Genomic DNA, 24,425 nt, shown 5'->3' on the forward strand with positions numbered 1-24,425 from the left:
CGCTCCGGCGGGAGGTCACCACGGGGACGGCGCCGGCGGCGCGACGACCGGAGGCCGGTCGTCGCAGGTGATGGTGTTCGGCAGCATCCAGGGGGCGAGCCAGCCCCCGTCGTTGCCGCCGAGGTCCGTCAGCGAGAACTCCGAGCCGGTGGACGGGAAGTTGAACGCCCCGCAGTTGTTGACGCCGACCGCGCCGACGTTGCGGGCGTCCACGTTCTCGAAGGACGCCGATCCCTTCACGCGGGCGCTGACCACCGAGGTCCCGGTGCCGTCGACCCGGATGTCCTTGAAGCGGACGCCGGGGATGGAGTGCTGGTCCTTCACCGACCACTCGCTGACCAGCATGATCGCGTTGTAGGTGCTGTCGAGGTAGTGGTCCCCGGTCACCTGGATGTCCGCCTCGATGCTCCTGTCGAGCGCGTAGAACCAGATCGCCCCCAGGCCGATCTTCCAGTTGAGCTCGAAGGTCCCCGCGCGGACGGTGGTGTTGTCCGTGATCCGCAGGTGTCCGGTGAACGGCTCGGCGCCGAAGCGGGACCCGACCTGGATGGCGCTGCCCTCGCGGATCGGGTCGGCGACGAGGTTGTTCGAGATCGTGTTGTCCCTGCCGCCGTAGACGGCGATGCCGTTGGCGAGCGTGGGCGTCTGCACGGTGTTGCGGTCGAAGGTGTTGCCGGCGTTCGCCGTCTTCTCCGACCACATGGCGAGGCCGTCGTCGCCGGTGTTGCGGACGAAGTTGTTCGACACGACCGAGTCCGTGACGCCGGTGTGGAAGTTGAGGGCGTCGGCGATCTGGTCGACGATGATGTTGTTCGTGATCCGCAGGTTCGTCATCGGGCCGTCGAACCACATGCCGACCTTGGTGTGGCGGATGTGCAGGCCGTCGACGGTCGAGTCGCTCATCGCCCCGCCGATGCCGTTCACCTGGTCGGTGTCGATGCGCTCGCGGACGTCGCCCTCGATCGCGAAGCCGGACAGGTGGACGTTGCGGCTCCCGCCGTCCTCCGCGTCCTTGCCGTAGAAGCCGACGCCGGTGTGCACCGAGCCGTCGGGGGCCGGGGCGCCGAGGGCGACCTCGCGGCCCTTGATGATCGTGTACCAGTTGCCCGCGCCCTCGATCGTCACGTCGTCGACGATGATGTGGCGGTTCACCTGGTAGGTGCCCGGCGGGATGTAGACCTTCAGGCGCTTGCGCTGCGCGAAGGCGATGGCCCGGTCGAAGGCGCCGGCGGAGTCGCGCCTGCCGGTCGGGTCGGCGCCGAAGGCCAGCACGTTGGCCGCGACGAGGTTGACGTACGGCCGCCCCACGAGCTCCGAGTCGAGCAGGTCGATGACCGTCCACTCGGCCTCGCTCCCGGCCGGGGCCGTGAGCCGCACCGTGTCGCCCGCGCGGTACGTCCGGCCGAGCAGGAGCCGCTGCTCGTCGTAGAAGTGCATCGGGCGGAACGGCTTGGTGATCGCCGGGGGCGGCGTGGTGGCGGCGGGCACGCAGGCGCACTCGGTGATCCACCAGTCGGGGTGGAGCAGGTCGGCGTCCGGGTCGTTGGTGAACGGGTACTGGTTGTACAGCCACGCGTACTGCGAGGTGAGGGTCATCGTCTTCTTGGCCCTGCCGTTCACCGTGACGTCGAGCGGAGCGGTGATGCCGCCGCCGCCCGGCGCGTCCGGGATGCTGTAGCGCACGGTGATCGCGTTGGCCGCCGCCGGCAGCGTGAACTCGACGTGCTGCCCCGGGGCCAGTTTGACTGCTTTGCGGCCGGAGGCCTCCGCGGGCAGCGTGTACGCGGAGCGGTCCGGGCCGATGACCGTGCCGTCCGTCACGGCGTTCTCCGCCTCCTGCTCGGCGAAGCGGACGTCGGCGCCCCGGCCTGCGACGAGCGACGGGTCGAGGGCCGCGCGGGTCACGACGGGAGCCGGGGCGCCGCCCGTGCCCGTGCCGGCCAGGGCCGCGCCGCCGAGCGCGACGTTGAGGCCGACGGCGGCCGCGGTCATCGCCGCGATCACTGTCGCGGCCGTCCGCGGTGGCCGGTGGGGCCGCCTCGCCGCAGTTCCTGTGATGCTCCGTGACATCGGATGCTCGTTTCTCTCGGGGGGGCGGACGTCTGAGAACGCTCGGGGCGGAGCGACGTCGGGGTGAGGCGACAGTAGGACTCCCGCGGCCCTTTCCACAAGAGATCTGTGAAGGAGTTTCGTATGTATGTTGTCTAGATGCAGCCTCTCCTTGAATTCTTGCAGAAGGTCGATGGGTTGTTGCATTCCCATGGTGAGGGCGAATGTGTCCGTGTGTTCCTCATCACAGCCGATGGGGTGCCGATAGGAGAGAACAACCCGTCGGACTGTGGAGCGGCATATGGCACTGGTGGACCTGAGCGTCAGGCAGAGACTCACGTTGATCTTCGCGGCGGGCGCCGCGACGGTGGGCGCGGTGGTGGGCATCGGCATGCAGTCGCAGAGCCGGCTGGTCGACGAGGCCGAGCGGCTGCGTGTCGTGGAGCAGGCCAAGGGGATCCTCAACCACCTCGACACCCGTGAGGCGGAGCTGAAGGTCAACGCCTACCGGGCGGTGATCGGGGCGGACCTGGACGACGTGGTCGCGGACATGCCCGACGACCTGGCGTCGGTGGCGGAGGCCGTGGAGCGGCTCGACGCCCTGGCGCTGCCGCCGGAGGTCCGCGGGCGGATGGACGAGGTGCGCCCCGACATCGAGGAGTTCAGCGAATTCATCTCGGCGTTCGTGACCGAGGCCCAGAAGGACAGGGACGCCGCGCGCGCCCGCCAGTCCGAGATCGCCGAGCGCAACAGCGCGGTCGACGACAAGCTGGAGTCGGTGCACGCCGTCGCCGACGACGTGATCGAGGCCGCCCGCGCCGCCATGGCGGATTCCGTCGCGTTCGCCCGATGGGTGTCCGTGCTGGTCGGGCTGGGAGGCGCGGCGCTGCTGCTGGCGCTGTGCGTCCCGCTGGGCCGCTCCATCACCAGGCCGGTGGGCCGCATCGGGGAGGTGCTGGCCGCGGTGGCCGCGGGCGACCTGACCTCGCGTGCCGACGTCTCCAGCCGCGACGAGCTGGGCCGTATGGCTCAGGCGCTCAACCAGGCCATCGAGCACATGCGCGCGGCCGTGCACACCATCGACGCCTCCGCCGGCGGGCTGGCCGCCGCCTCCGAGGAGCTGACCGCCACCAGCACCCAGATCGCCACCAGCGCCGAGGAGGCCAGCGCCCAGGTCGACGGGGTGGCCGCGGCCGCCCAGCAGGTCTCCGGCGACGTGCAGACCGTGGCCGCCGGCTCCGAGCAGATGAGCGCGGCGATCGGGGAGATCGCCCAGAGCGCCGGTGAGGGCGCCACGGTGGCCGCGCAGGCGGTGGTGGTGGCCGAGTCCACCAACCAGACCGTGGCCAAACTGGGAGCCTCCAGCGCCGAGATCGGCTCGGTGATCAAGACCATCACCTCCATCGCCGAGCAGACCAACCTGCTGGCCCTCAACGCCACCATCGAGGCCGCCCGCGCCGGCGATGCCGGCAAGGGCTTCGCGGTGGTCGCCGGCGAGGTCAAGGACCTGGCCCAGGAGACCGCCAAGGCCACCGAGGACATCTCCAAGCGGGTGGAGGCCATCCAGGCCGACACCGAAAGCGCGGTGGCCGCGATCGCCGAGATCTCCTCGATCATCGGCAAGATCAACGACTACCAGCTGACCATCGCCTCGGCGGTGGAGGAGCAGACCGCCACCACCAACGAGATGAACCGCGGCGTGGCCCAGGCCGCCTCGGGGACCGGCAGGATCGCCGAGGCCGTCTCCAGCGTGGCCACCGCGGTCCAGCTGACCGGCAGCGGCGTGGCCGAAGCCCGGCGCGCCGCCGAGGACCTCGCCCGCATGTCGGCCGACCTCCAGGCCATGGTCTCCAGGTTCCGGACCTGACGGTTCCCCGTGTCCGAGGTCCCGTGTCCGAGGTCCCGTGTCCGAGGTCCTGTGTCCGAGGTCCTGTGTCCGGGATCCCGTGTCCGGGGTCCCGTGTCCTGTGTCCGAGGCCCCGTGTGCCAAGGAGCGTGGCGTCAATGTTTGCCGGGTTTTGTGTGATTTGTAGATAACTGCCCTGTTACGGTGGTTTTTTCGCCGTCGGTGTGCGCCGCGGCCGAGCTCCGCGAGCTCCGCGAGCTCCGCGGCCGGGCGCCGCCGATCGGAGATCCACAATTCCCGGTGATCCACGCGTGGGAGGCGTGACCCCCTGGCGGGACCGCCGGTGGTGAGGGGGACAGCAGGATGGAGACCATCGAACTGCTGTGTGAGCGGCAGAGCCTGCTGCACGAGCGGCAGACCGAGGCGGCCACGCGGCGGGTGGCGGAACGCGCTCCGGAACGGCACGGGCACGAGGCGGCGCTCACGTCGCCGGGAGGTCTCGCCCGTGCCGACAGCCCGGAACGGATCAGCAAGCGCATCGACCGGCTGAGCCGGTTCTACGGGGACGACGATCTGCTGGAGCGCGACGCGCCGGAGCCGGAGGCGCAGCTGGAGAAGATCATCAATACCGCGGACTTCGTGGGCGTGCGCTACCTCGACGCCGGGGTGCTCGCGGCGCGCGGCGTGGGACGGGTGAACATCCGCGATGACCGGGGACGGCTGATCGGCTACGGCACGGGGTCGCTGGTCTCCCCGGCGCTGCTGCTGACCAACCACCACGTGCTGACCGACGCCGGCGCGGCCCGCAACAGCGTCATCGAGTTCAATTACCAGGACGGGATCGACGGCAGGCCCCTGCACGCCGTGATGTACCCGCTCGATCCGGACCGTTTCTTCCTCGCCGACGCCGAGCGCGACTTCGCGCTGGTCGCGGTCCGCGCGCCGGCCGCCGACCTGGCCGCGCTCGGGTTCAACCGGATGATCGAGAGCGAGGGCAAGGCGATCATCGGGGAGTTCGTCACGATCGTGCAGCACCCGCGCGGCGAGAAGAAGCAGGTCGCCCTCCGCGAGAACCGGATCGTCGACGTCCTCGACCAGTTCCTGCACTACGTGGCCGACACCGAGCCGGGCTCGTCCGGCTCGCCGGTCTTCAACGACCAGTGGGAGGTCGTCGCGCTCCACCACGCGGCCGTGCCGGTGGGCGGGGACGGAGATGACGGCGGCTTCGGCAGGTTCGTCAACGAGGGAATCCGGATCAGCCGGATATGCCGCTTCGTGCGCGAGGCGTCGCTGCCGCCCGCGCAACGCGCGCTCGCCGACCAGCTCTTCGTCACGGAACAGGCCGAGCTGGCGGGGGCCGTCCCGCCGCCGGTCATGGACGGCTCCCTGCCTCCCACCGCGAACGGCTCGGCCCTCGCGCCCGCCCCGGTCGTGAGCCTGGCCCCGTCGGCGCTCGCCGTGGCGGGGACGCCGGCGCCAGGAGAGATCACGATCTCGGTGCCGCTGGAGGTCACGGTCCGGCTCGGAGGTCTGACGCCGGAGGCGGCCGTGACGAGCGCGGTCGACCCCGACTACGCCGCCCGCGGCGGGTACGACCCCGCGTTCCTGGCCCACCCGCTGCCGCTGCCCGTCCCGTCCCCGGAGCTGGCCGCCGCCGCCTCCGAGGAGCTGCGCTACCACCACTTCAGCATCGTCATGCACCGGCAGCGGCGGCTGGCGCTGTTCACCGCCTGCAACATCGACGGGAAGCTGTCCCGGCGTCCGCGGCGGGAGAGCGACCGCTGGATCTTCGATCCCCGGCTGCCCGCCGGAGAGCAGACCGGTGAGGCCGTCTACCGCGACAACGACCTGGACCGGGGACACCTGGTGCGCCGTCTCGATCCCGCCTGGGGCACCACCGACGCCCAGGCCATAGCCGCCAACGACGACACCTTCCACTTCACCAACTCCACCCCGCAGCACCACGCCTTCAACGCCGGCCAGACCCTGTGGCTCGGGCTGGAGGACTACGTCCTGAGCAACGCCGACACCCACAACCTGGCCGTCAGCGTGTTCACCGGGCCGGTCCTGGCCCCCGACGACGACGTCTACCGGGGCGTCCAGCTCCCACGGCAGTTCTGGAAGATCGCCGCCATGGTCAAGGAGTCCGGCGCCCTGTCGGTGACCGGCTACCTCCTCAGCCAGGCCGCCCTGATCGACGAGCTGCCCACCGAGGAGTCGTTCTCCTACGGCGCGTACCGGACCTTCCAGGTCCCCGTACGGAAGATCGGCGACCTCACCGGCCTGCGCCTCGACCCGTACATCGCCGCCGACCCGCTCGAGCGGATGGAGACCACGCCGCTGCCCCGCGAGCTCATCCGTCCCGAGGACCTGCTGCTCTGAGGGACCCGCTGTTCTGAGGGACCCGCTGCCCCGTCCGCGCCCTCAGCGCGCGGACGTGGGGGCGACGGTGTGCTCGAACTCGCCCGCCCACAGGCCGGGCCGTACCTCCTGGACCGCCGCGGCGAGCCGGTCGGCCGCGCCGGAGGTGATCAGGTGGAAGGCGTCGTCACCGATGGGACCCCGGGTCGGGCGTCGTCACCGGTGGTGGGGATCCGGGCGCGGTCACGGCGGGGCGCCGTCAGTCGTCCTGAGCCTCGTTCTCCTGCTCGCCGGCCGGCGTGGGGATGATCTTCCCGCTGGCCGCGTCGACGACGATCTCCCGCTCGGCGCCCGAACCGTCGGCGACGGAGATCTCCCAGGCGGGAGCGCCGTTCTCGGCCTCCAGCTCGGAGGAGACGATCCATCCCCCGCTCACCTGGGAGAGCGCGGTCTTCTGGGCCTGCTCCGCCAGGACGGCGGGCTTGCTCGTGACGTCGTCCTCCGCGGCGTCCTCCGTCTTGTTCTCCGCGGCGTCCTCGGCGTCGTCCTGCGCCTCGTCGTCGGCGTCCGGAGCGGCGGTGCCCGTCCCGGGGACGGGGGTGGCGGTGGCGGCGGGCTCCGGGGAGGCGTTCTCGCTCTGCTCGGCGTAGGCGATCCCGCCGCCGGCCGCGAGCGCGGCGAGGGCGAGCCCGGAAAGGATGATCACTGGCTTGCGCATCGGATTGCTCCTCCATGAGGGATCGTGAGTCGCGATCGATGGAGTTCGCGACGACCCTTCGAGGCTGCCCGTCCGGGTGATAGCGAGACGCTGCAAGATTCCTAATGAATCGTTAACGGCTCTTTCGGGATGGTTCGGGATGGCTCGGGGTGAGCGGTGCGGCGGCCGGTGACGGCGGCGCCGTCCGGGGAGGGCCGGCCGTGCGCCTTCCCCGGTCCCGTTCCGGGCGATCTACCGGAAGAGGTCGTTCAGCTCCTTCTGGGAGAGCTGGTCGTCGGCGTACGAGAACGTTCCCCGCTCCGCCAGCTCCCGGGCCGCGCCCAGCAGGTGGCGGTACATCGCGCGGGCGATGCTGCCGCCGACCGTGACCCGCCGCACACCGAGCGCGCGCAGATCCTCCAGCGACAGCGCGTTGCCGGTGAGGCCCATGACCACGTTGAGCGGGCCGTCGAGTTCACGCACCAGCGTTCCGATGGTGGCGGCGTCAGCGGCGCCCGGGACGAAGGCGCAATCCGCTCCGGCCGCCAGGTAGGCGTTGGCCCGCCGTACGCACTCGTCCAGCGAGGCGTCGATCTGGAGCGCGTCGGTCCGGCCGACGAGGACGAACGGCTCGCCGCCGGCGTCCACGGCGGCCCGGGCCGCGCGGATGCGGTCCACCGCGAGCGCCGTGTCGTAGAGCGGCCGGGTGCGGTCACCGGTGAAGTCCTCGATGTTGCCGCCCGCGGCTCCGGCCGCGAGCGCCATCGAGATCGTGGCCGCCACGGCCTCGGGCGCCTCGCCGTACCCCTCTTCGAGGTCCGCGCTCACCGGCACGCCGACCTCGTCGACGATCTCGCGGACCCGGCGCATCATCGTCTCGCGGTCGACCCGGCCTTCCGCGCCCTGCTCGGCGAAGAAGTCGTGGTCCGGGCGGCCGAGGGAGAACGCGATGCCCGCGCTCGTGGTCGCCACGGCGGGGAAGCCCGCCGCCTCCAGGATCCGGGCGCTCCCCACATCCCACGCGTTGGGGAGCAGGAAGCAGCCCTCCCGGTGCAGCTCGACGAAACGTTCCGCTCTTGCTCGCCTGTCGCCGTCCATGCGGTCCTTCTCTCCTGCCTGAGGTGGCGTGGCGATACGGGGCACCGGTGGCCTCCGCGCCCGTGACGCCGTTGTTTCTCCGACCGGCTCATTCGATCGGCTCAAGAGACCGTATGACCCGGCGTCGTGAATCAGAACCCTGATTCTCCGCCGTCCCGCTCTGACCTGCCGGGGTCGGGGCCGGGAGCGGTACCGGGGCCGAGTTCCAGGACGACCTCGGCGCCCCCCGACGGCGACGGGCGGGCCAGCAGGCGCCCGCCCGAGTCCTCCGCGGTACGGCGCGCGATGTCGAGGCCGAGACCGGTCGAGGACGCCCCGCTCGCCCCGCGGCCGACCGGGGCCGGATGGGCGAAGCCGGGCCCCTCGTCGGAGATGACCAGCCGGGCCCCGCCCCCGGGCCGCGCCGTCAGCTCGACGGTGAACGGCGTGCCGTCGGGCGTGTGGGCGAACACGTTCTCCAGCAGCAGGTCGACGCAGGCCGCCAGCTCCGGGCCGCTCACGCCCACGACGATCGGGCCGTCGGCGAGATCGAGCCGGAGCGGCCGGTCCTGGTCCTCGGCCAGCGCCGACCAGAAGGCGACCCGGTCGCCGAGCACCCGGGCGGCGTCGCAGCCGGCCGCGCCGTCCCGGTCGAACCGGCGCGCCTCACGGATGATCTGGTCGACCATGCGCTGGACGCTGTCGACGGCCTGCCCCACCCGGGCCGCCTCGTCCCTGTCGCGCATGGTGTCGACCTCCAGCCGGAGCGCCGTGACCGGCGTGCGCAGCCGGTGGGAGAGGTCGGCGACCGCCTCGCGCTCGCGGGCGAGCAGGTCCCGGATGCGGGCGGCCAGGTGGTTGAGCGCGGCGCCGACCTCGCGGATCTCCGGCGGCCCCTCGGGTTCCACGCGCGCGTCCAGGTCGCCGCGGGCCAGCCGCCGGGAGACCTCCGCGGCCTGCCCGACCGGCCGGATCAGCGAGCGGGCGAGCCGGTCGGCGACGGCGATGCCGACCGCCAGCAGCGCCAGCCCGATCAGGCCGAGCACCAGCCATGCCCACCCGACGCCCTGCCGCAGCCGCTCGGCGCCGACGAACGCGCGCACGACCACGGCGCCGCGCGTCCCGCCCTGGACGGCCACCAGGATCTCCCGGCCCGCCGGCGTCTCGACGGTGATGCTCCGCCCGCGCGCGGCCAGCTCGACGCCGGGCCCGCGCGGCGCGGGCGCGCCGAGGAAGGCGTTGCCGGGCAGGAACACGGTGATCGGCAGGCCGCTGGAGCCGGCGGCCTGCCGTACGGCGGCGTCGAGGGTGTCCGGGTCGCCCAGGGCCGCGGTGGTGGCGACCGACTGCGCCCAGGTGGTGGCGGCGGCCGTGGCCCGTTCGGCGGCCAGCGTCCGCACCAGTACGGCCAGCGGCACAAGGAAGGCGATCAGCACCAGCGAGGCGGTCGCCACCGCCAGGAGGGCCAGGCGTCGCCGCATCCGGACTCCTCACTCCTCCGGATCGACGATCTTCACGCCGACCCCGTGGACGGTCTGCAGGTAGCGGGGGCGGTGGGCGTTCTCGCCGAGCTTGCGGCGCAGCCACGACAGGTGGACGTCCACGGTCTTGTCCGCGCCGCCGTACGCCATCCGCCACACCTCGGTCAGCAGCTCCCGCTTGGAGACGACCTGGCCGGGGCGGAGCGCCAGGTAGTGCAGAAGGTCGAACTCCTTGGGCGTCAGCTCCAGGCGGGTCCCGTCGAGGAAGACCTCCCGGCCCGCCGGCTCGATGCGCAGGCCGCCGACCCGCACCGGCGCCGGTTCGGCCCCGGTGTCACGGCCCCGGCGCAGCACGGCCCGGATCCGCGCGTCCAGCTGGGCCGCGCTGAACGGTTTGACGACGTAGTCGTCGGCGCCGGCGTCCAGCGCCCGGACGATCTCCGGCTCGGCGTCGCGCGCGGTCGCCACGATGACCGGGACGGCGCTGACGGCGCGGAGCATGCGCAGGACCTCGCAGCCGTCGAGATCCGGCAGGCCCAGGTCGAGCACGACCAGGTCGGGCCGCTCCTCCAGGGCGAGAGTGAGCCCGGGCATGCCCGCGGCGGCCGAGACCACGGCGTGGCCGTGCTCGGCCAGCGCCCGGGTCAGCGCGGATCGCACCCGGGCGTCGTCCTCGACGAGCAGCAGGTGGACCACGGCGAACACCGACCTCTCCCGACCGGGGTGACGATCCTCGAACAGGGGGGAAGTTCCCTGAGAATCGCGGAAGACACCGGGAGGAGCGGTCGATCGATGCGGACGCACCGGGGATTCTCCGGCCGCCGGGAGCGCGGCGCGCCGGCGGGTGAGCGGACGCCGCCGACCGGGGACGGCGCGCCGGTGGGTCGCCGGACGTTGCTGGCCGCGGGTGACGCGCCGGTGGGTCGCCGGGCGTTGCTGGCCGCAGGCGGCTGGCTGACGGCCGCCGTGCTCACCACGCTCGCCGGCATCTGGGCGGTGTCCCTGATCGGCGGCGACATCGCCGGGCAGGCCGTGCGCTCCATGACCCCGGAGGAGGTCGAGCGGATCCTGGCCACCGCCTCCGCGGCTCCGGTGGCCGCGCCGCCCAGTGCGGCCACGCCGTACGGGGCGGCCGGCAACTTCTCCTACGCCGAGGGGTCGGTGACCGCCGCCTGCGACGCGGACCGGGCGCTCCTGCTCTCCTGGACGCCCGCTCCCGGGTACGGCGTCGACGAGGTCGAGCGGGGCCCGGCCGCCACCGCCTCCGTGGTCTTCGAGTCCGACGACCGCACGGCCGTGATCAGCCTGGTGTGCCGCGCGGGAACGCCCTCCGCCGCGATCCGTTCCGTGACGGAGCCCGACGAGGACTGACCGGTGGGGGTCATCTGACGGCGTCCGCACCCACCACGCGTCCCCGCGGATAGTCCTTCAGCGCGACCTCGTCGTGCAGCCGCACGCCCCGGCCGCCGAGGCCGGTCAGGGCGCGCAGGACCGGCGCGGGGAGGCGGTTGATCAGTCGGGTGCCCTGGACCAGGGCCCACAGGTCCAGGCGGGTGCGGGGGATGAGCCGCCTGGCGGCGCCGACGGCGAAGGTGCGGCTGCGCCGTACGTAGTCGCCGATCTCCCGCTCGTAGGCGGGGAACGCCCGGGTGTGGTCGCCGCGGGCCTCGGCCAGCTCGCCGGCCAGGACGTAGGCGCCCACGACGGCCAGGCTGGTGCTGCCGCCGACCGCGGGGCCGGGGCAGTAACCGGCGTCGCCGACCAGGGTCACCCGTCCCCGGGACCAGGTGTCCATGCGCAACTGGGTGATCGAGTCGAAGTAGAACGTCGGGGCGCGGTCCAGCTCCTCGCCGATGAGGCGGGGCACCTCCCAGCCCATCCCGGCGAAGTGCTCGCGCAGCAGCTCCTTCTGCCGTCCGACGTCCCGGTGGTGGTAGTCGAGCTCGGCGGCGGGGCGGAACAGGAAGACCGCGCGGGCGTCGTCCATCTGCGCCCCGCCGTACACGGCCGCCATCCTGTTCACGCCCGTCACCCCGTCCATGCGGTCGCGCAGGCCCAGGTAGTTGGGGAGCGACATGACCGCCAGGTAGGCGCCGATCCAGGTGGAGAAGCGCGACTCGGGGCCGAAGACCAGGCGCCGGACGTTGGAGTGCAGCCCGTCGGCCCCGACCACCAGGTCGAACCTGCGGGCCGGTCCGCGTTCGAAGGCGACGTCGACGCCGCCGGGCCCCTCGGCGATGGAGGCGATGGAGTCGCCGAAGAGGTACTCCACGTCGTGCCGGGTGGCCTCGTAGAAGATCTCGCCCAGGTCGTCGCGCATGACCTCGGCGTGCCGGTCGGACAGAACGCTCACCAGCTTGCCGACCCGCATCTCGTGCGGACGGTCGCCGCCCTCGACGCGGAACGCGAGCATTTCGGTGCCGGTCTTCCTGGCCTGGACCTGCTCGGCCAGGCCCATCCTGTCGACGATGTCCATGGCCGGGCGGAACAGGTCGACCGCGTGCCCGCCCGCCTTGCGCAGTGCGGGGGCCCGCTCGACCACGGTGACGGCGAAGCCGTACCGGGTGAGCCAGTGGGCCAGGACGGGACCGGCGACGCTGGCCCCGGAGATGAGGACCCGCATGGACCTCTCCTTACTTAACGGAAGGTAAGCCACTTACTTAACGATAGGTAAGCACGATCCGGTACGGGACGCAAGGACTTACTTAACGATAGGTAAGCGCTACTCTTGGTCCATGGCGAGGCCCTCGGACACCAAGACGCGGATCCAGGCGGTGGCGCGCGAGCTCTTCCTGCTGCAGGGCGTGCAGAACACGAGCCTGAAGCAGATCTCCGACCGGCTCGGCATCACCAAACCGGCCCTCTACTACCACTTCGCGTCACGGGACGACCTGGTCAGAAGCATCATCCAGCCGTTCATGGACGAACTGGAGGCGTTCGTGGCCGAGCGCGAGCCCGGGGAGGCGCGGCGGCTGCTCGAAGACTACTTCGATCTCGCCTGGCGGCACCGCGAGGTGTTCATGATGATTCTGCGCGATCCCGCCACGCTGGTCACGCTCAACCTGGTGGACCGGATCTGGGAGTGGCGCAAGCGGCTGACCGGGCTCCTGCTGGGCCCCGAGCACTCCACCGCCGCGCGGATCCGCGCGACCGTGGCGCTCGGCGGGATGTCGGACTGCGTGGTGGAGCACGCCGGCGTCCCGTTCGAGGAGGTCAGGGCCGCCGCCGTGGACGCCGCGCTGGCCGCCCTCGCCCACTGACCGCCCCGCCCCCGCCGCTCCGCGCCCGGCCCCCCGACCGTCCTCGCCCGTTGAGCGCCGACCGCTCCCGGTCTCAGCGAGCTCGCCCCTCCGGGGCCTGGCCCTTCCGCGTCTTCCCGCCGGTCTCCCCGGTACGGGGCTCGTGACGCAGGGGAGGGCGGTGGCCCCAGGTGGCCCAGCGCCAGAGCCACTCGACGGGACCCTGACGGTACCGCCGCAGCCAGAGGGCGGACAGCGGCGACTGGGCGGTGAGGACGGCGCCCGCGATCAGGAGCAGCGTCGTCAGGGACCAGGTGTGCGGCGGGCCGCCGATGAGGGGGCTGACCGCCAGCACCAGGACCGTGGCGGTCAGGTAGTTGGTCAGAGCCATCCGGCCCAGCGGTGCGAAGACGGCCCGCAGCGCCGGTCGCAGCGGCGTCCTGAGCAGGAGCAGTAGGGCGCAGACGTATACCCCCGCGAGCAGCAGCCCGGCCGCGGCCATGGGGAGACCGGGGTTCGCAGAGGTCGCGGTGTGCGGGTCGCCCGGGCCCATGCCGCCCTGCTGCCACCACAGGGCGGGCGCCGCCCCGGCCGCGAAGACCAGGCCCAGCACGGCCGGTCCCCGGGCGGAGCGCTCCATCCGGTCGATCACTCCGTACCGGACCAGGGCCGAGCCCAGCAGGAACAGGCCGGGCACCAGCATGGTCCCGCCGCCGTAGACGATCAGCGCCGCCGTGACGAGCACGGCGGCGAGACCGGCCACGGCCCATCGCGGCAGCCAGGTCGAGGGCAGCAGCACCGCCAGGCCGACGACGGCGTAGACGGTCAGGATGTCGCCCCGCCACAGCAGGAACATGTGTGCCAGGCCGATGGCGAGCAGCACGAGCAGGCGGCGCAGCAGGAGCAGCCGGGGACGGGCGGTGCGGCCCGCGGCGGACTCCAGAAGGAGCGAGAAGCCGATGCCGAACAGCAGGGAGAAGATCGGGAAGAAGCGCTGCTCGACGAGCAGTCCCAGCCAGGTCTCCGCCGGGCCCGCCGGGGAACCTGACGCGATGACGAGGCTGCCGGCGTCGGCGATCGGCTGGATGTTGGCCAGGAGGATGCCGCACAGGGCGAACCCGCGCACGACGTCGAGTGCGGCGACGCGCGGGCGTCCGGGGGAGGGAGAGGGGGAGCAATCATGGGTCACGGGCCTCATCCTGCGGATCCGGCCCGGTCCGGGGAGCGGCCGAAAGCAGGGTTCGCGCCTCCGGCGGCCGTACTTTCGGACGATTCTCCGGCGAGCCCCGGGGCTCCCGCCGTCCGGTCAGGCGTGGTCGTCCCGGCCGGGCGCGGCGGGCCCCGGGGCTCCCGCCGTCGGGTCAGGCGTGGTCGTTCCGGCCGGGCGCGGCGGTGTCCGGGGCGAACTGCGCGAGTGAGGCTTCGGCCGCGGCGGCGATCTCGTCGGGACCTGCGGTGCCCGAGGCCCCGATCACCGTGGTCCAGGCGTGGACCGACTGCCGGGAGAATTCCTGGGCCTCGGGCGAGTTCGCCGCCGCGACGGGGTCGCCGGCGACCTCGCCCTCGAGGAACAGCCCCAGCGCCAGGAGCCCGCCGTCCCAGCCGGGCCCGACGTAGAGCGCGCCCGCGCCGCTGCCGGCCATCGCGAGGGGGACGGTGTGCTCGAGTTCGAGGGTGGTGGCGCCCTCCCCGCCGGGCGACAGGCGCACCTCGAGCACGCTGGTCTCGGCCCCGAAGGTCACCTTCAGCAGGCGGGGCGCCTCGCAGCTCAGGATCCGGCCGCCCGCGTTCCCCTCCAACTGGAAGTCGCCGCCGGGGCGCAGGTCGCCGCTGAGCGGGTAGAACCAGCGCTTCACGCGGTCGGGGTCGGTCAGGGCCTCCCATACGTCCTGGACCGGCGCGTCGTAGTCGCGCCGGAGCAGGAGGCCGACGACCTCGCCGTCCTCGGTCGACCGGGTGCCGACCTCGCGATGGACGGCCTCGATCTGAGCGGCGATATCGATCATGGTTCTTTACTCCCTGGCGTCGTACGGGGCTGATCTTTGACTCGAATCTGCCATCTCTGGCTTATATAAGTCAATCACTTTATAAGTGAGACATGGTATTCGATGCGTCGTCCGGCACCGGGCGGCGGCGTCGAGGATGGTGGGATGAGAATCGGCGACCTGCGCAACCTGGGGCCCAAGAGTGAGGATTGGCTGGGGCGGGTGGGGGTCCACGACGCCGATCAACTGGCCGGGATCGGCGCGGTGGAGGTTTACCGCCGGCTTCAGGACGCCGCGATACCGGGGTTGTCGCTGAACGCCCTGTGGGCGTTGGAGGGCGCGCTGGCCGACATCGACTGGCGTCTCATCCCCGCCGAGCGCAAGCGGGAGCTCCTGGCCGAGCTCGCGGAGGGAGGTCCCTGAGGAGCCGCGGAACCTTCTGCGGCGCGGGCCTTCTACGGTGTGGAGCTTCTATGACGCGGGTCCTCTACGGCGCGGGGTCCGGAGCCGCGGGCAGGACCATGCGGAAGGCGGCGCCCTGATCGGGAGCGGTGCGCAGTTCCATGCGGCCGCCGTGGGCGGTGACGATGGAGCCGACGATGGCCAGACCCAGGCCCGCGCCGCCTCCCGCGGTGCGGCTGCGCGAGTCCTCCACGCGGTAGAAGCGCTCGAACACGCGCGCCGCCTGCTCGGCGGTCATCCCGGGACCGGTGTCCTCGATCACGAGTACGGCCTCGTCCCCGACCATCCCGACGCCGACCCGGACCGGGGTGCCCGGCGGGGTGTGGGCGACGGCGTTGCCGACGAGGTTGGCCGTGACCTGCCGGAGCCTGGCCTCGTCCCCGTGGACCGGGGCCTTCCCGGGAGGGCCGCCGTCCGGGCCGGTCAGGGCGATGCGGCGGGCGGAGTCCAGCGCCTGCAGGTCGTGGTGGGCGTCGACGGCGAGCGTGCGCAGGTCCATCGGGGTGAGCTCCATCGGCGGGGCGCTCTCGCCCTCGTCCAGGCGGGCCAGCAGCAGCAGGTCTTCGATCAGCCGGGTGAGGCGCCCCGCCTCGCTCTCGATGCGGCGCATGGCCCGGTCGACGTCGGGCAGGCCGCCCATCCGGTGCAGCTCGGAGAAGCCCTTGATCCCGAAGAGCGGCGTGCGCAGCTCGTGGCTGGCGTCCGCGACGAAGCGCCGCATCCGGGCCTCCGACGCCTCCCTGCCGGCGAAGGCCCTCTCCAGCTGGCCGAGCATGCCGTTGATCGCGGCCGACAGGCGGCTCACCTCGGTTCCCGGAGCCGTCAGGTCGGGAACCCGCCGGGACAGGTCGCCCTCGGCGATGGCGGCCGCGGTCTCCTCGATCCCGCGCAGCGGGCGCAGCCCCCTTCCGATCGCGAACCAGCCGATGGCGGCCAGCAGGGCGAGCAGGACGAGCGACGTGACGAGGCAGACCAGGGCCAGGCGGGTGAGCGTGGATCGCACCCCCTCCAGCGACGCGGCCACGACGACGCTGCCGCTCTCCGCGGGGAGGGCATGGCCCGGCGGCGATTGCCGCGCGGCCAGTGGCACCGCGACCACCCGCCAGTTCGGCGTGCCGGAGCCCGGCCCCGGCACGTCGAAGGGCCGGCCGCCGAGCCGGGCGACGGCCCCGGCGTCGAGCGGCGGGAGCCGCGGCCCCTGCTCCCGGCCCCGTGCCGCCAGGCTGGTCTGGTACTGGGGGGTTCCGTCAGGTGCGAGGTAGACGATGTGCACCTGATCGAGGACGTCCATGCCGGGGAGCATGCGCAGGGCGGCCCGCCCGCTCTCCTGGGAGGCGGGCGGCACGGCTTCGGGAGCGACGCGTGCCAGCAGCGTCGCCAGCGGCTTCACCTGCCCGTCCACCCGGCTGACCAGGTGGGAGCGGAGGGCGGCGATCGCGACCGTGCTGCTCACCACCAGCCCGGCCACCAGCAGGGCCGTGGTGATCGAAAGGAGGCGGCCCCTGAGCGAGAGACCTCTGAGGCGCCGCGCCGGTCTGCCGGAGCCCGCCGACGCGGTCTCTCCCTTCCCGGTCATGCCCTGGGCCTGCGCAGCACGTATCCGACCCCGTGCAGGGTGTGGATGAGCTTGGGCTCGACGGTGTCGATCTTGCGTCGCAGGTAGCTCACGTAGGTGTCGACGATGCTGGAATCGCCCGCGAAGTCGTACTGCCAGACGTGTTCGAGGATCTGGGCCTTGGAGACCGCCTTCCCCGCGTTCAGGATCAGGTAGTGCAGCAGCCGGAACTCGGTGGGCGACAGCCGTACCGGACGGCCCGACCTGCACACCTGGTGGCCGTCGGGGTCGAGCTCCAGGTCGCCTGCCCGCAACGTCCGGTCGTCGGGCGCGAGTCCGGTACGGCGGAGCACCGCCTGGATCCGCGCGAGCAGCTCCTCCAGGTCGAACGGCTTGGTCACGTAGTCGTCGCCGCCCAGCCGCAGCCCGTTGACCTTGTCCGCCGCGGCGTCGCGGGCGGTGAGGAACAGCACGGGGATCTGGCCCGGACGGCCGGCGCTCAACGGCCGGGGGAGCTCCCTGAGCCTGCGGATGACCTCGAAGCCGTCCAGGTCCGGCAGCATCACGTCCAGCAGCACCAGGTCGGGCGGGTCGTGCCGGGCGGCCTCCAGCGCCTCGGAGCCGGTGGCGGCGGAGCCGACCGTGTAGCCGGCGAAGCGCAGGGTGGCCGAGAGCAGCTCCCGCACCACGGGCTCGTCGTCGACCACGAGCAGCCGGTGTCCGTCCATGCGTCTCCTCCCGGGACCGGTTCTCTCCGGTCGCGTTCCCTTCGGGACGGGCGTCTCCTCCGAGGATAAAGATCGGCGCGCCGCGTCAGACGTCCCGCGAGCGGAAGACGGCGAACCCGCCCAGCAGCAGGGCCAGGACGGCCGCGGCGAGCAGGACGAACCCCAGAGGGGGCGGGAGGGCGCCGGAGGACGGGGCGGGGGCGAACATGCCCATGCCCGCGCTGCTCGGCCAGTACGTCACGACCCACTCGGCCAGCCGGTCGGGGAAGAGGGGCGCCGAGGCGGGCAGCAGCAACAGGAACGACCCGAGGGTGACCGCCCCCGCCGTCCTGCGCAGCAGGAACCCCATGGCGACGCCGTACAGGCCGATCAGGGTCAGGTACAGCCCGCCGCCCATGATCGACCCCGGTACGCCCGGATCCGTCAGGGCGGCGCTCGGAGCACCCTGGGCGGCGAGCATCGCCTGGCTGAGCAGGAAGGATCCGAGGGCGATGAGCGGTCCGCAGAAGATCATGATCATGGCGACGAGGGCGGCCTTGCCCGCCAGGAGCCGTCCCCGCCGGGGAACGACGGTGGCGCTGGTCCGCATCGTTCCGGTGACGTACTCCGCGGTGACGGTCAGCACGCCGACGGCGCTGACGAGCAACTGCGCGAGGGCGAGAGATCGGAAGGCGGTCTCCATGGGGTCGAAGGACGTCTGCTCCTCGGGAAGGGCGCCCGCGTAGGCCCTGCCGTTCGCGGTGCCGAAGAGATAGGCGTAGCCGAGCGCGGCCACGAAGGCGCCGGCCAGCACGCATCCGGTGGCGCGGATGGTGCGGAACTTGGTCCACTCCGAGTGCAGGACGGTGGCGGGGGAGACGGTCATCGCCCGCCCCCGCCGTGAGCGCCGAACTCCACGCGGTCACTGCCGGGCTTTGTGCCGGACGCGCCGAACTCCACGCTGCCCCGGGTGAGTTCCATGTACGCCTCCTCCAGGGAGATCCGGTGCGGCGTCAGCTCGTGCAGGACCACTCCGTGGGCCATCGCCACTTTGCCGATCACCGCGCTCTCCGTTCCCTCCACCACCAGCCCGTCCTCCGCGTCCGGCCGTACGGCCGCGCCCGCGTCGCGCAGCCGGCAGGCGAGCTCCTCCGCGTCCGGAGTGCGCACCAGCACACTCTCGCGCGAGCTCGCACGGATGAACTCGTCGAGCTCGACGTCGGCGAGCAGCCGCCCGCGGCCGATGACGACCAGACGGTCGGCGGTCAGCGCCATCTCGCTCATCAGATGACTGGAGACCAGCACCGTGCGGCCCTCGGCGGCGAGGCCCCGCATGAGGGTGCGGATCCACACGACGCCTTCCGGGTCGAGCCCGTTGACCGGCTCGTCGAACATCAGCACCTCCGGATCTCCGAGCAGGGCCGCGGCGATGCCGAGCCGCTGGCTCATCCCCAGGGACAGGCCGCCCGCGCGCCGGTGGGCGACCGGGGAGAGGCCGACGAGCCCGAGCACCTCCTCGATCCGGCTCCGCGCGATGCCGTTGCTCTGCGCCAGGCACTTCAGGTGGTCGAGGACGCTCCTGCGCGGGTGCGTCGCGCGGGCGTCCAGGAGCACGCCGACCTCGTGCATCGGCGCGGGGAGATCCGTGTAGCGGCGCCCCCGGATCGTGGCCGCGCCGCTCGTCGGCGCGTCGAGGCCCAGGATCATCCGCATCGTCGTCGTCTTGCCCGCGCCGTTCGGGCCGAGGAAACCGGTGACCACTCCCGGTCTGACGTCGAAGCTCAGGTCGTCCACCGCCGTGACCCGGCCGTAGCGCTTGGTCAGCTGTCGTAGCTCGATCATGCGACGAATCCTGCGGCAGCGGGCTGGACGATCCCGGAGAGGATCTGTGAGCCTTCTGTGAGCCGCCCGGCCCGCGGCGGTGACACGGCGGTGACACGGCGGAATCCGGCCCCGCCGGGCGTGCGGCTCTTTGGAAACTCTCAGCGGCGAACGGTACGGGGTGCCCGGAGGAAGCCGGTCAGGCGCGGGTGAGAGTGAAGGCGACGCGGTCACCCAGCCCCCGGCCGTAGGCGAGCTGGATGAGCAACTCGACCGCCGGCTCGGTGTAGCGGGCGTTGGACAGCGGGCCGGCGTCCACGGCGTCGAAGCCGAGCTGCGCGCCGAGGTCGAGGACGGTCTTCTTGGCGGTCTCGTCGTCCCCGGTGACCGGCAGGAAGCGGCCGCCGCCGTCCTCGCCCAGGAGAGCGGCGAAAACGGTGTTGAAGGCCTTCACGACATGAGCGCCCGGCAGGGAGGCGGCCACCTGCTCGCCGCCGGAGACGGTGTGGCCGACGGTCAGCGACATGAAGTCGGGGGCCAGCGGGTTGGTGGCGTCGACCACGATCTTGCCCGAGAGGGCCGTCTTGACCCGGGCGTCGAGTGCTCCGACGGCGGCGAACGGCACCGCCAGGATCACGACGTCGGCCTGCGCGGCCTGCGCGGCCGTGCGGTCCGGGCCGGTCGCGGTGCTGGTGGTGACGACCTCGTGTCCGATCGCGGTGAGGCGGGAGGCGAGGGCGGAGCCGACGTTGCCGGAGCCGAGAATAGTGATCTTCATGAGATGCTCCCCTTCCTGAATGCTTCGAATGTGAAGCACATGGGCGGTTTGCTTCGAATTCGAAGCACTGATGACTGTACATGTGCTTCGAATTGGAAGCAATCCGGGTATCGTGGGGACATGAGTGAACCGCGCTGGCTGAACGAGACCGAACTGCGCGCCTGGACCGGCTTCCTGGAGACCTCCGACCTGCTCCACCGCATGGTCGAACAGCAACTGCGCGAGGTCGGCGGGGTCACCACGGTGCAGTACGACATCCTGCACCGGCTCAACGAGAGCCCTGAGAAGCGCCTGTGCATGACCGACCTGGCCGAGCGTCTCGTCTCCTCCCGTAGCGGCATCACCTACCAGGTCGCCCAGCTGGAGAAGGCGGGCCTCCTGCGCCGCGAGGACGCCCCCGACGACGAACGCCGCGTGCTCGCCGCCATCACCGAGAAGGGACGCCGGGTGCTGGAGACGACCGCGCCCGGCCACGTGGAGGCGGTCCGCGCGGGTCTCCTCGACTCCCTCACCCCTGACCAGGTCGCCCAGCTCGCCGCCATCATGGACGCCACCCGCGCCCGCCTGCGCGACACCGTCCAGCTTCATCCGCCGCGCAAGGCGCGCTCCCGCTGAGCGCCTCTCCCCGGACGCGCAGGCTCGGGTGAGGCCGTCCCTCAGGTCGTCCCCAACTGGCCGCCAAGTGCTCTCGGAGACCCTCTTGCCATGTCCTCGGCAAGAGAGCCGTCAGCTAGGGAGTGGAAGAGATGACGCATATGACGCCACGGATGTCTGCCGGCCGGGATGCGCAGGCGGAGCAGGCCGAGCGGAGTGGCCGGGACGGGCAGGCCGCGGCCTGGCCGCAGGAGGTGACCGACCTGTTCGAGCGCTCGTTCACCTGCGAGTACGCCTCCCTCACCCGCTCCGGTCTCCCCGTCACCTGGCCCGTCGGGCCCTTCGTGGGCGAGGGGGGCCGCACGCTCGAGGTGACCACCGGGCTGACCTATCCGGCCAAGGCCGAGCGGGCCAGGCGCGATCCCCGGGTGGCCCTGCTGTTCTCCGACCCCACGGGATCGGGGCTCACCGACGCGCCGGTCGTCCTGGTCCAGGGGCTGGCCACCGTACGGGACGCCGACCTGCAGGCCAACACCGACCGTTTCCTGCGCGCGGTGGCGGCCAAGTTCCCGGGGGCGATCACCGGGAGGTCGTGGTTCCTGATGCGACGCCAGGCCTGGTACTGGAGCCGGATCTGGATCGAGGTCACCCCCCTGCGGATGTCGTGGTGGCCGGGCGGGCGGCTCGACGCCGAGCCGCGGCGCTGGCAGGCGGCGGGCGAGGTGACCGCGCCGCCCTCCGATCCCGCCCCCGCCGGCCGGAACGCGCCGTGGATGGCGGCGCCCGCGGACTGGCGTCCCCGGGCGGATCAGGCGCTCCGCTTCGGCAATCCGGTGCTGACCTCCACCGGGGCCGACGGCTGGCCGCTGCCGCTGCGCTCGCTCGGCGTCCGGCGGGTGGACGACGGCTTCGTCGTGCGGACCTGCCCGCTCGGCTCCGCGGCGTCGGGGCAGGTCTGCCTGACCTTCCACGGGCACCGCGAGGACCTGGGCGGTCAGGACAACGTCGTGCTGGTGGGGCGGGCCACGCCGGTCGCCGACGGGGTGCACGTGCGGGTGGAGCGGGTGCTGCCGGACTTCAGCATGAGCGGCAACGCCGTCCAGCAACTGCGCAAGATGATGACCGGTGCCCGCGCCCTGAAGCCGCGGCTGGAACGTGAGGCCGCCCGGCGCGGCCAGCCCGTTCCCGTCCTGCGCCGTCCCCGGTGAGTCGATCCGCTGGCGGATAATCTGCCGCGGGATTATATGGGTAGGCTGGCGGCATGACTGCGATGGCTCCCACCCGTACCGAAACGGATCTGTCCTTCCTGCTCGATCACACCGGTCACGTGCTGCGCTCCCAGATGACGGCGGCGCTCGCCGAGATCGGGTTGACGCCGCGCATGCACTGCGTGCTGGTGCACGCGCTGGAGGAGGAGCGCACCCAGATCCAGCTGGCCGAGCTCGGCGACATGGACAAGACCACGATGGTGGTCACCGTCGACGCGCTGGAGAAGGCGGGATACGCCGAGCGCCGCCCGTCCGCCGTGGACCGCCGGGCCCGGATCATCGCGGTCACCGAGGCGGGCGCCGAGATCGCCGGGCGGAGCCAGGAGATCGTGGACGGCGTGCACCGTACCGCCCTGGCCTCGCTGCCCGACGACGAGCGCGAGGTCCTGGTCCGCGCCCTGAACCGCTTGGTGACAGGGCATCTGGCCGCTCCGGCGGAGACGCCGAAGCAGGTGCGGCGGGCGCGGGAGCGGAGCAAGTAGGCCCGATAGAGATAAGTCCAATAGAGATAGATTATTACGGAACCATCTGTTACGGTCTCTCCTGTCGACCTTGAACGGGAGAGACCATGTCGAACGCGCATAACCCGCGGAGCCTGCGGAACTCACGCTGGACCGCACTCGGAGTGCTGTCCGCCGCCGGACTGATGACCATCCTGGACGGCAGCATCGTGACCGTGGCGATGCCCGCCATCCAGCGGGAACTGGGCTTCTCGCCCGCCGGGCTGAGCTGGATCGTCAACGCCTATCTGATCGCCTTCGGCGGGCTGCTGCTCCTGGCCGGGCGGCTCGGCGACCTGATCGGCCGCCGGAAGATGTTCCTGGCCGGGAACGTCGTCTTCACCGCCGCCTCGCTGCTGGCGGGCGCGGCCACCGGTCCCGGCCTGCTGATCGCCGCCCGGTTCCTGCAGGGCGTCGGGAGCGCCATGGCCTCGGCCGTCGTGCTGGGCATCCTGGTGACGCTGTTCACCGAGCCCGGCGAGCGCGGCAAGGCCATCGCCGTCTTCAGCTTCACCGGGGCCGCGGGCGCCTCGATCGGCCAGGTCCTCGGCGGGGTGCTCACCGATGCCCTCAGCTGGCAGTGGATCTTCCTTGTCAACGTGCCGATCGGGCTGGTCACCGTCGCGCTGGCGCTCCGGGTGCTGCCCGCCGACCGGGGGGTCGGCCCGGCCGCCGGGGCCGACGTCGTCGGGGCCGTCCTGGTCACCTCCGGCCTCATGCTGGGCATCTACACCGTCGTCAAGGTCGAGCAGTACGGCTGGCTCGCCGCCCACACCCTCGGCCTGGGCGCGGTGTCGCTGGCGCTGCTCGCCGCGTTCGTCGTACGGCAGGCCACGGCCGGGGCGCCGCTCATGCCGCTGCGGATCCTGCGCTCGCGCAACGTGGCGGGCGCCAACCTCGCCCAGATGCTGGCCCTGTCCGGGATGTTCGCCTTCCAGGTCCTCGTCGCGCTCTACATGCAGCGGGTCCTGGGGTACGGCGCGCTGGACACCGGCCTGGCCATGCTCCCGGCCGCGGTGGGCATCGGCTCGATCTCCCTGTTCGTCTCCGCCCGGCTCAGCGCGCGCTTCGGCGCCCGCACCGTCCTGCTGGCCGGCCTGGCGCTCCTCGTCGGGGCGATGAGCCTGCTCACCCGGATCCCGGTGGACGCCGGCTACGTCACCCACCTGCTCCCGGTGATGCTGCTGATCTCCGGTGGCGGGCTGGTGCTCCCGGCGCTGGCCACGCTCGGCATGTCCGGCGCCCAGGAGAGCGACGCGGGCCTGGCCTCCGGACTGTTCAACACCACCCAGCAGGTCGGCATGGCCATCGGCGTCGCGGTGCTGTCCACGATGGCGGCCTCCCGCACCGAACACCTGCTGGCCGCGGGTGAGAGCCAGGCGAGCGCGTTGACCGGCGGCTACCAGCTGGCGTTCGCCATCTCCGCCGGGCTGCTCGTCGCCGCGTTCGCCGTGGGGCTCGTCGTCCTCCGCCGGCCCGAGCCGGACGCCGCCGCCCCGTCCGCCCAGGACCGGGCCGCCGTCGCGAGCCGGTGACCGGCGGGGCGGGTCAGGCCGGTGGTAGGGGCAGGGCCGCCCGGGTAGATGGGCCGTATGAAGGACACCGGATTCGACAGAAGCGAGATGCCGGACGCCGACCTTCCCGGCGATCCGCGGGAGCGCCACACCGATGAAGGGGAGGGCGCGCCGCCCGGGAGCTCCTTCCCCGACGCGTTGCAGAACCCCGCCGAGCACGCGTCCGGCCTGGGGGCGGCCATGCCGGAACCCGCTCACTCGCGCCCGGGCGAGAAAACCGGCGGGGAGACCGAGGGAAGGACGGACGGCAGCAGCGAGTGAGGCGGGCGGGGCCGCCGCACCCGGACACGGCGAGGCCGGCGGAGTGATCTCCGCCGGCCTCGTTCGCGTGCGTGCCATCATCCGGGGACCCGCTCCTCGGGAAGCGGATCCCTTCCAGGGAGCAGATCCCTTTCGAGGGCCCTTCACGGGGAGCGGGTCCCCGTGAAAGC

23 protein-coding genes are annotated in these 24,425 nt (G+C 72.4%); 10 read left to right on the forward strand and 13 right to left on the reverse strand.

Features of this window, described 5'->3' with window-relative positions; genetic code table 11:
• Positions 1–15: 15 nt before the first annotated feature.
• A complete protein-coding gene (locus Plo01_RS10545) occupies positions 16–1,992 on the reverse strand; it encodes a glycosyl hydrolase family 28-related protein (protein WP_239316125.1) in 1,977 nt (658 codons plus the stop codon).
• 358 nt (positions 1,993–2,350) lie between these two features.
• On the opposite strand from Plo01_RS10545, the gene Plo01_RS10550 reads away from it, so the two are divergent.
• A complete protein-coding gene (locus tag Plo01_RS10550) occupies positions 2,351–3,916 on the forward strand; it encodes a methyl-accepting chemotaxis protein (protein ID WP_203890345.1) in 1,566 nt (521 codons plus the stop codon).
• A 342-nt stretch (positions 3,917–4,258) separates the two neighbouring features.
• A complete protein-coding gene (locus Plo01_RS10555) occupies positions 4,259–6,277 on the forward strand; it encodes a DNA/RNA non-specific endonuclease (RefSeq protein WP_203890346.1) in 2,019 nt (672 codons plus the stop codon).
• Positions 6,278–6,515: 238 nt separating this feature from the next.
• Here the strand turns inward: Plo01_RS10555 and Plo01_RS10560 are convergent, their stop codons facing one another.
• From Plo01_RS10560 to Plo01_RS10575, 4 genes are all read right to left on the reverse strand, one after another.
• On the reverse strand, positions 6,516–6,974 hold the full coding sequence (locus Plo01_RS10560) for a PepSY domain-containing protein (protein ID WP_203890347.1): 459 nt from the start codon (positions 6,972–6,974) through the stop codon (positions 6,516–6,518).
• Between the two features lie 231 nt (positions 6,975–7,205).
• A complete protein-coding gene (locus Plo01_RS10565; RefSeq protein ID WP_203890348.1) occupies positions 7,206–8,051 on the reverse strand; it encodes an isocitrate lyase/PEP mutase family protein in 846 nt (281 codons plus the stop codon).
• 131 nt (positions 8,052–8,182) lie between these two features.
• Entirely contained in the window at positions 8,183–9,511 is a 1,329-nt protein-coding gene (locus Plo01_RS10570) for a HAMP domain-containing sensor histidine kinase (RefSeq protein WP_203890349.1), read from the reverse strand.
• Between the two features lie 9 nt (positions 9,512–9,520).
• Positions 9,521–10,207 carry a response regulator transcription factor gene (locus Plo01_RS10575; protein ID WP_203890380.1) on the reverse strand — a complete coding sequence of 229 codons (687 nt, stop codon included), beginning with the start codon at positions 10,205–10,207 and terminating at the stop codon, positions 9,521–9,523.
• A gap of 96 nt (positions 10,208–10,303) precedes the next feature.
• On the opposite strand from Plo01_RS10575, the gene Plo01_RS10580 reads away from it, so the two are divergent.
• Positions 10,304–10,882: a hypothetical protein gene (locus Plo01_RS10580; RefSeq protein ID WP_239316126.1), complete on the forward strand. Its 579-nt coding sequence runs from the start codon at positions 10,304–10,306 to the stop codon at positions 10,880–10,882.
• Between the two features lie 10 nt (positions 10,883–10,892).
• Here Plo01_RS10580 and Plo01_RS10585 read toward each other — a convergent pair whose 3' ends face one another.
• Positions 10,893–12,134, reverse strand: coding sequence for an FAD-dependent monooxygenase (locus Plo01_RS10585; RefSeq protein ID WP_203890350.1), 1,242 nt, complete (start codon positions 12,132–12,134; stop codon positions 10,893–10,895).
• Positions 12,135–12,246: 112 nt separating this feature from the next.
• Here Plo01_RS10585 and Plo01_RS10590 point away from each other — a divergent pair, with 112 nt between their 5' ends.
• A complete protein-coding gene (locus Plo01_RS10590; protein ID WP_203890351.1) occupies positions 12,247–12,771 on the forward strand; it encodes a TetR/AcrR family transcriptional regulator in 525 nt (174 codons plus the stop codon).
• 73 nt (positions 12,772–12,844) lie between these two features.
• Here the strand turns inward: Plo01_RS10590 and Plo01_RS10595 are convergent, their stop codons facing one another.
• Together Plo01_RS10595 and Plo01_RS10600 are read right to left on the reverse strand one after the other, a co-directional pair.
• Complete coding sequence (locus tag Plo01_RS10595) at positions 12,845–13,948, reverse strand: DUF418 domain-containing protein (protein ID WP_203890352.1); 1,104 nt, start codon at positions 13,946–13,948, stop codon at positions 12,845–12,847.
• A gap of 163 nt (positions 13,949–14,111) precedes the next feature.
• Positions 14,112–14,756 (reverse strand): SRPBCC domain-containing protein, encoded by a 645-nt coding sequence (locus tag Plo01_RS10600; protein ID WP_203890353.1) that lies wholly within the window; start codon positions 14,754–14,756, stop codon positions 14,112–14,114.
• Positions 14,757–14,900: 144 nt separating this feature from the next.
• On the opposite strand from Plo01_RS10600, the gene Plo01_RS10605 reads away from it, so the two are divergent.
• Positions 14,901–15,158: a TfoX/Sxy family protein gene (locus tag Plo01_RS10605; protein ID WP_203890354.1), complete on the forward strand. Its 258-nt coding sequence runs from the start codon at positions 14,901–14,903 to the stop codon at positions 15,156–15,158.
• A gap of 64 nt (positions 15,159–15,222) precedes the next feature.
• Here Plo01_RS10605 and Plo01_RS10610 read toward each other — a convergent pair whose 3' ends face one another.
• The 5 genes from Plo01_RS10610 to Plo01_RS10630 form a co-directional block, all read right to left on the reverse strand.
• Positions 15,223–16,773, reverse strand: coding sequence for a sensor histidine kinase (locus tag Plo01_RS10610; RefSeq protein ID WP_203890355.1), 1,551 nt, complete (start codon positions 16,771–16,773; stop codon positions 15,223–15,225).
• On the reverse strand, positions 16,770–17,480 hold the full coding sequence (locus Plo01_RS10615) for a response regulator transcription factor (protein WP_203890356.1): 711 nt from the start codon (positions 17,478–17,480) through the stop codon (positions 16,770–16,772). The genes Plo01_RS10610 and Plo01_RS10615 overlap by 4 nt, the downstream gene beginning before the upstream one ends.
• An 85-nt stretch (positions 17,481–17,565) precedes the next feature.
• Positions 17,566–18,345, reverse strand: coding sequence for a hypothetical protein (locus Plo01_RS10620; RefSeq protein ID WP_203890357.1), 780 nt, complete (start codon positions 18,343–18,345; stop codon positions 17,566–17,568).
• Positions 18,342–19,301 carry an ABC transporter ATP-binding protein gene (locus Plo01_RS10625; protein ID WP_203890358.1) on the reverse strand — a complete coding sequence of 320 codons (960 nt, stop codon included), beginning with the start codon at positions 19,299–19,301 and terminating at the stop codon, positions 18,342–18,344. The genes Plo01_RS10620 and Plo01_RS10625 overlap by 4 nt, the downstream gene beginning before the upstream one ends.
• 178 nt (positions 19,302–19,479) lie before the next feature.
• Positions 19,480–20,058, reverse strand: a complete 579-nt coding sequence (locus tag Plo01_RS10630; RefSeq protein ID WP_203890359.1) for an NADPH-dependent F420 reductase — start codon at positions 20,056–20,058, stop codon at positions 19,480–19,482.
• Between the two features lie 120 nt (positions 20,059–20,178).
• Here Plo01_RS10630 and Plo01_RS10635 point away from each other — a divergent pair, with 120 nt between their 5' ends.
• The 5 genes from Plo01_RS10635 to Plo01_RS10655 all read left to right on the forward strand — a co-directional run bounded on the left by Plo01_RS10635 (position 20,179) and on the right by Plo01_RS10655 (position 24,255).
• Positions 20,179–20,673 carry a MarR family winged helix-turn-helix transcriptional regulator gene (locus tag Plo01_RS10635; RefSeq protein ID WP_203890360.1) on the forward strand — a complete coding sequence of 165 codons (495 nt, stop codon included), beginning with the start codon at positions 20,179–20,181 and terminating at the stop codon, positions 20,671–20,673.
• Positions 20,674–20,825: 152 nt separating this feature from the next.
• Positions 20,826–21,860 carry a pyridoxamine 5'-phosphate oxidase family protein gene (locus Plo01_RS10640; protein ID WP_203890361.1) on the forward strand — a complete coding sequence of 345 codons (1,035 nt, stop codon included), beginning with the start codon at positions 20,826–20,828 and terminating at the stop codon, positions 21,858–21,860.
• Positions 21,861–21,913: 53 nt separating this feature from the next.
• On the forward strand, positions 21,914–22,402 hold the full coding sequence (locus Plo01_RS10645) for a MarR family winged helix-turn-helix transcriptional regulator (RefSeq protein WP_203890362.1): 489 nt from the start codon (positions 21,914–21,916) through the stop codon (positions 22,400–22,402).
• Positions 22,403–22,488: 86 nt separating this feature from the next.
• Positions 22,489–23,955 (forward strand): MFS transporter, encoded by a 1,467-nt coding sequence (locus tag Plo01_RS10650; RefSeq protein WP_203890363.1) that lies wholly within the window; start codon positions 22,489–22,491, stop codon positions 23,953–23,955.
• Positions 23,956–24,012: 57 nt separating this feature from the next.
• The gene (locus Plo01_RS10655) at positions 24,013–24,255 is read left to right on the forward strand and encodes a hypothetical protein (protein WP_203890364.1); all 243 of its coding nucleotides are present in this window, start codon (positions 24,013–24,015) and stop codon (positions 24,253–24,255) included.
• Positions 24,256–24,425: the final 170 nt, after the last annotated feature.

Source organism: Planobispora longispora (genome assembly GCF_016863135.1).
Lineage (GTDB): Bacteria > Actinomycetota > Actinomycetes > Streptosporangiales > Streptosporangiaceae > Planobispora > Planobispora longispora.

What these genes read in the sequence shown, in the direction of transcription:
- Plo01_RS10615 (WP_203890356.1), bottom strand. Translation starts at nt 17,480, where the DNA reads ATGGACGGACACCGGCTGCTCGTGGTCGACGACGAGCCCGTGGTGCGG.
- Plo01_RS10655 (WP_203890364.1), top strand. Translation starts at nt 24,013, where the DNA reads ATGAAGGACACCGGATTCGACAGAAGCGAGATGCCGGACGCCGACCTT.
- Plo01_RS10640 (WP_203890361.1), top strand. Translation starts at nt 20,826, where the DNA reads ATGTCTGCCGGCCGGGATGCGCAGGCGGAGCAGGCCGAGCGGAGTGGC.
- Plo01_RS10650 (WP_203890363.1), top strand. Translation starts at nt 22,489, where the DNA reads ATGTCGAACGCGCATAACCCGCGGAGCCTGCGGAACTCACGCTGGACC.
- Plo01_RS10600 (WP_203890353.1), bottom strand. Translation starts at nt 14,756, where the DNA reads ATGATCGATATCGCCGCTCAGATCGAGGCCGTCCATCGCGAGGTCGGC.
- Plo01_RS10595 (WP_203890352.1), bottom strand. Translation starts at nt 13,948, where the DNA reads ATGAGGCCCGTGACCCATGATTGCTCCCCCTCTCCCTCCCCCGGACGC.
- Plo01_RS10570 (WP_203890349.1), bottom strand. Translation starts at nt 9,511, where the DNA reads ATGCGGCGACGCCTGGCCCTCCTGGCGGTGGCGACCGCCTCGCTGGTG.
- Plo01_RS10545 (WP_239316125.1), bottom strand. Translation starts at nt 1,992, where the DNA reads ATGACCGCGGCCGCCGTCGGCCTCAACGTCGCGCTCGGCGGCGCGGCC.
- Plo01_RS10605 (WP_203890354.1), top strand. Translation starts at nt 14,901, where the DNA reads ATGAGAATCGGCGACCTGCGCAACCTGGGGCCCAAGAGTGAGGATTGG.
- Plo01_RS10620 (WP_203890357.1), bottom strand. Translation starts at nt 18,345, where the DNA reads ATGACCGTCTCCCCCGCCACCGTCCTGCACTCGGAGTGGACCAAGTTC.
- Plo01_RS10630 (WP_203890359.1), bottom strand. Translation starts at nt 20,058, where the DNA reads ATGAAGATCACTATTCTCGGCTCCGGCAACGTCGGCTCCGCCCTCGCC.
- Plo01_RS10625 (WP_203890358.1), bottom strand. Translation starts at nt 19,301, where the DNA reads ATGATCGAGCTACGACAGCTGACCAAGCGCTACGGCCGGGTCACGGCG.
- Plo01_RS10645 (WP_203890362.1), top strand. Translation starts at nt 21,914, where the DNA reads ATGACTGCGATGGCTCCCACCCGTACCGAAACGGATCTGTCCTTCCTG.
- Plo01_RS10560 (WP_203890347.1), bottom strand. Translation starts at nt 6,974, where the DNA reads ATGCGCAAGCCAGTGATCATCCTTTCCGGGCTCGCCCTCGCCGCGCTC.
- Plo01_RS10555 (WP_203890346.1), top strand. Translation starts at nt 4,259, where the DNA reads ATGGAGACCATCGAACTGCTGTGTGAGCGGCAGAGCCTGCTGCACGAG.
- Plo01_RS10580 (WP_239316126.1), top strand. Translation starts at nt 10,304, where the DNA reads ATGCGGACGCACCGGGGATTCTCCGGCCGCCGGGAGCGCGGCGCGCCG.
- Plo01_RS10565 (WP_203890348.1), bottom strand. Translation starts at nt 8,051, where the DNA reads ATGGACGGCGACAGGCGAGCAAGAGCGGAACGTTTCGTCGAGCTGCAC.
- Plo01_RS10550 (WP_203890345.1), top strand. Translation starts at nt 2,351, where the DNA reads ATGGCACTGGTGGACCTGAGCGTCAGGCAGAGACTCACGTTGATCTTC.
- Plo01_RS10610 (WP_203890355.1), bottom strand. Translation starts at nt 16,773, where the DNA reads ATGACCGGGAAGGGAGAGACCGCGTCGGCGGGCTCCGGCAGACCGGCG.
- Plo01_RS10590 (WP_203890351.1), top strand. Translation starts at nt 12,247, where the DNA reads ATGGCGAGGCCCTCGGACACCAAGACGCGGATCCAGGCGGTGGCGCGC.
- Plo01_RS10635 (WP_203890360.1), top strand. Translation starts at nt 20,179, where the DNA reads ATGAGTGAACCGCGCTGGCTGAACGAGACCGAACTGCGCGCCTGGACC.
- Plo01_RS10585 (WP_203890350.1), bottom strand. Translation starts at nt 12,134, where the DNA reads ATGCGGGTCCTCATCTCCGGGGCCAGCGTCGCCGGTCCCGTCCTGGCC.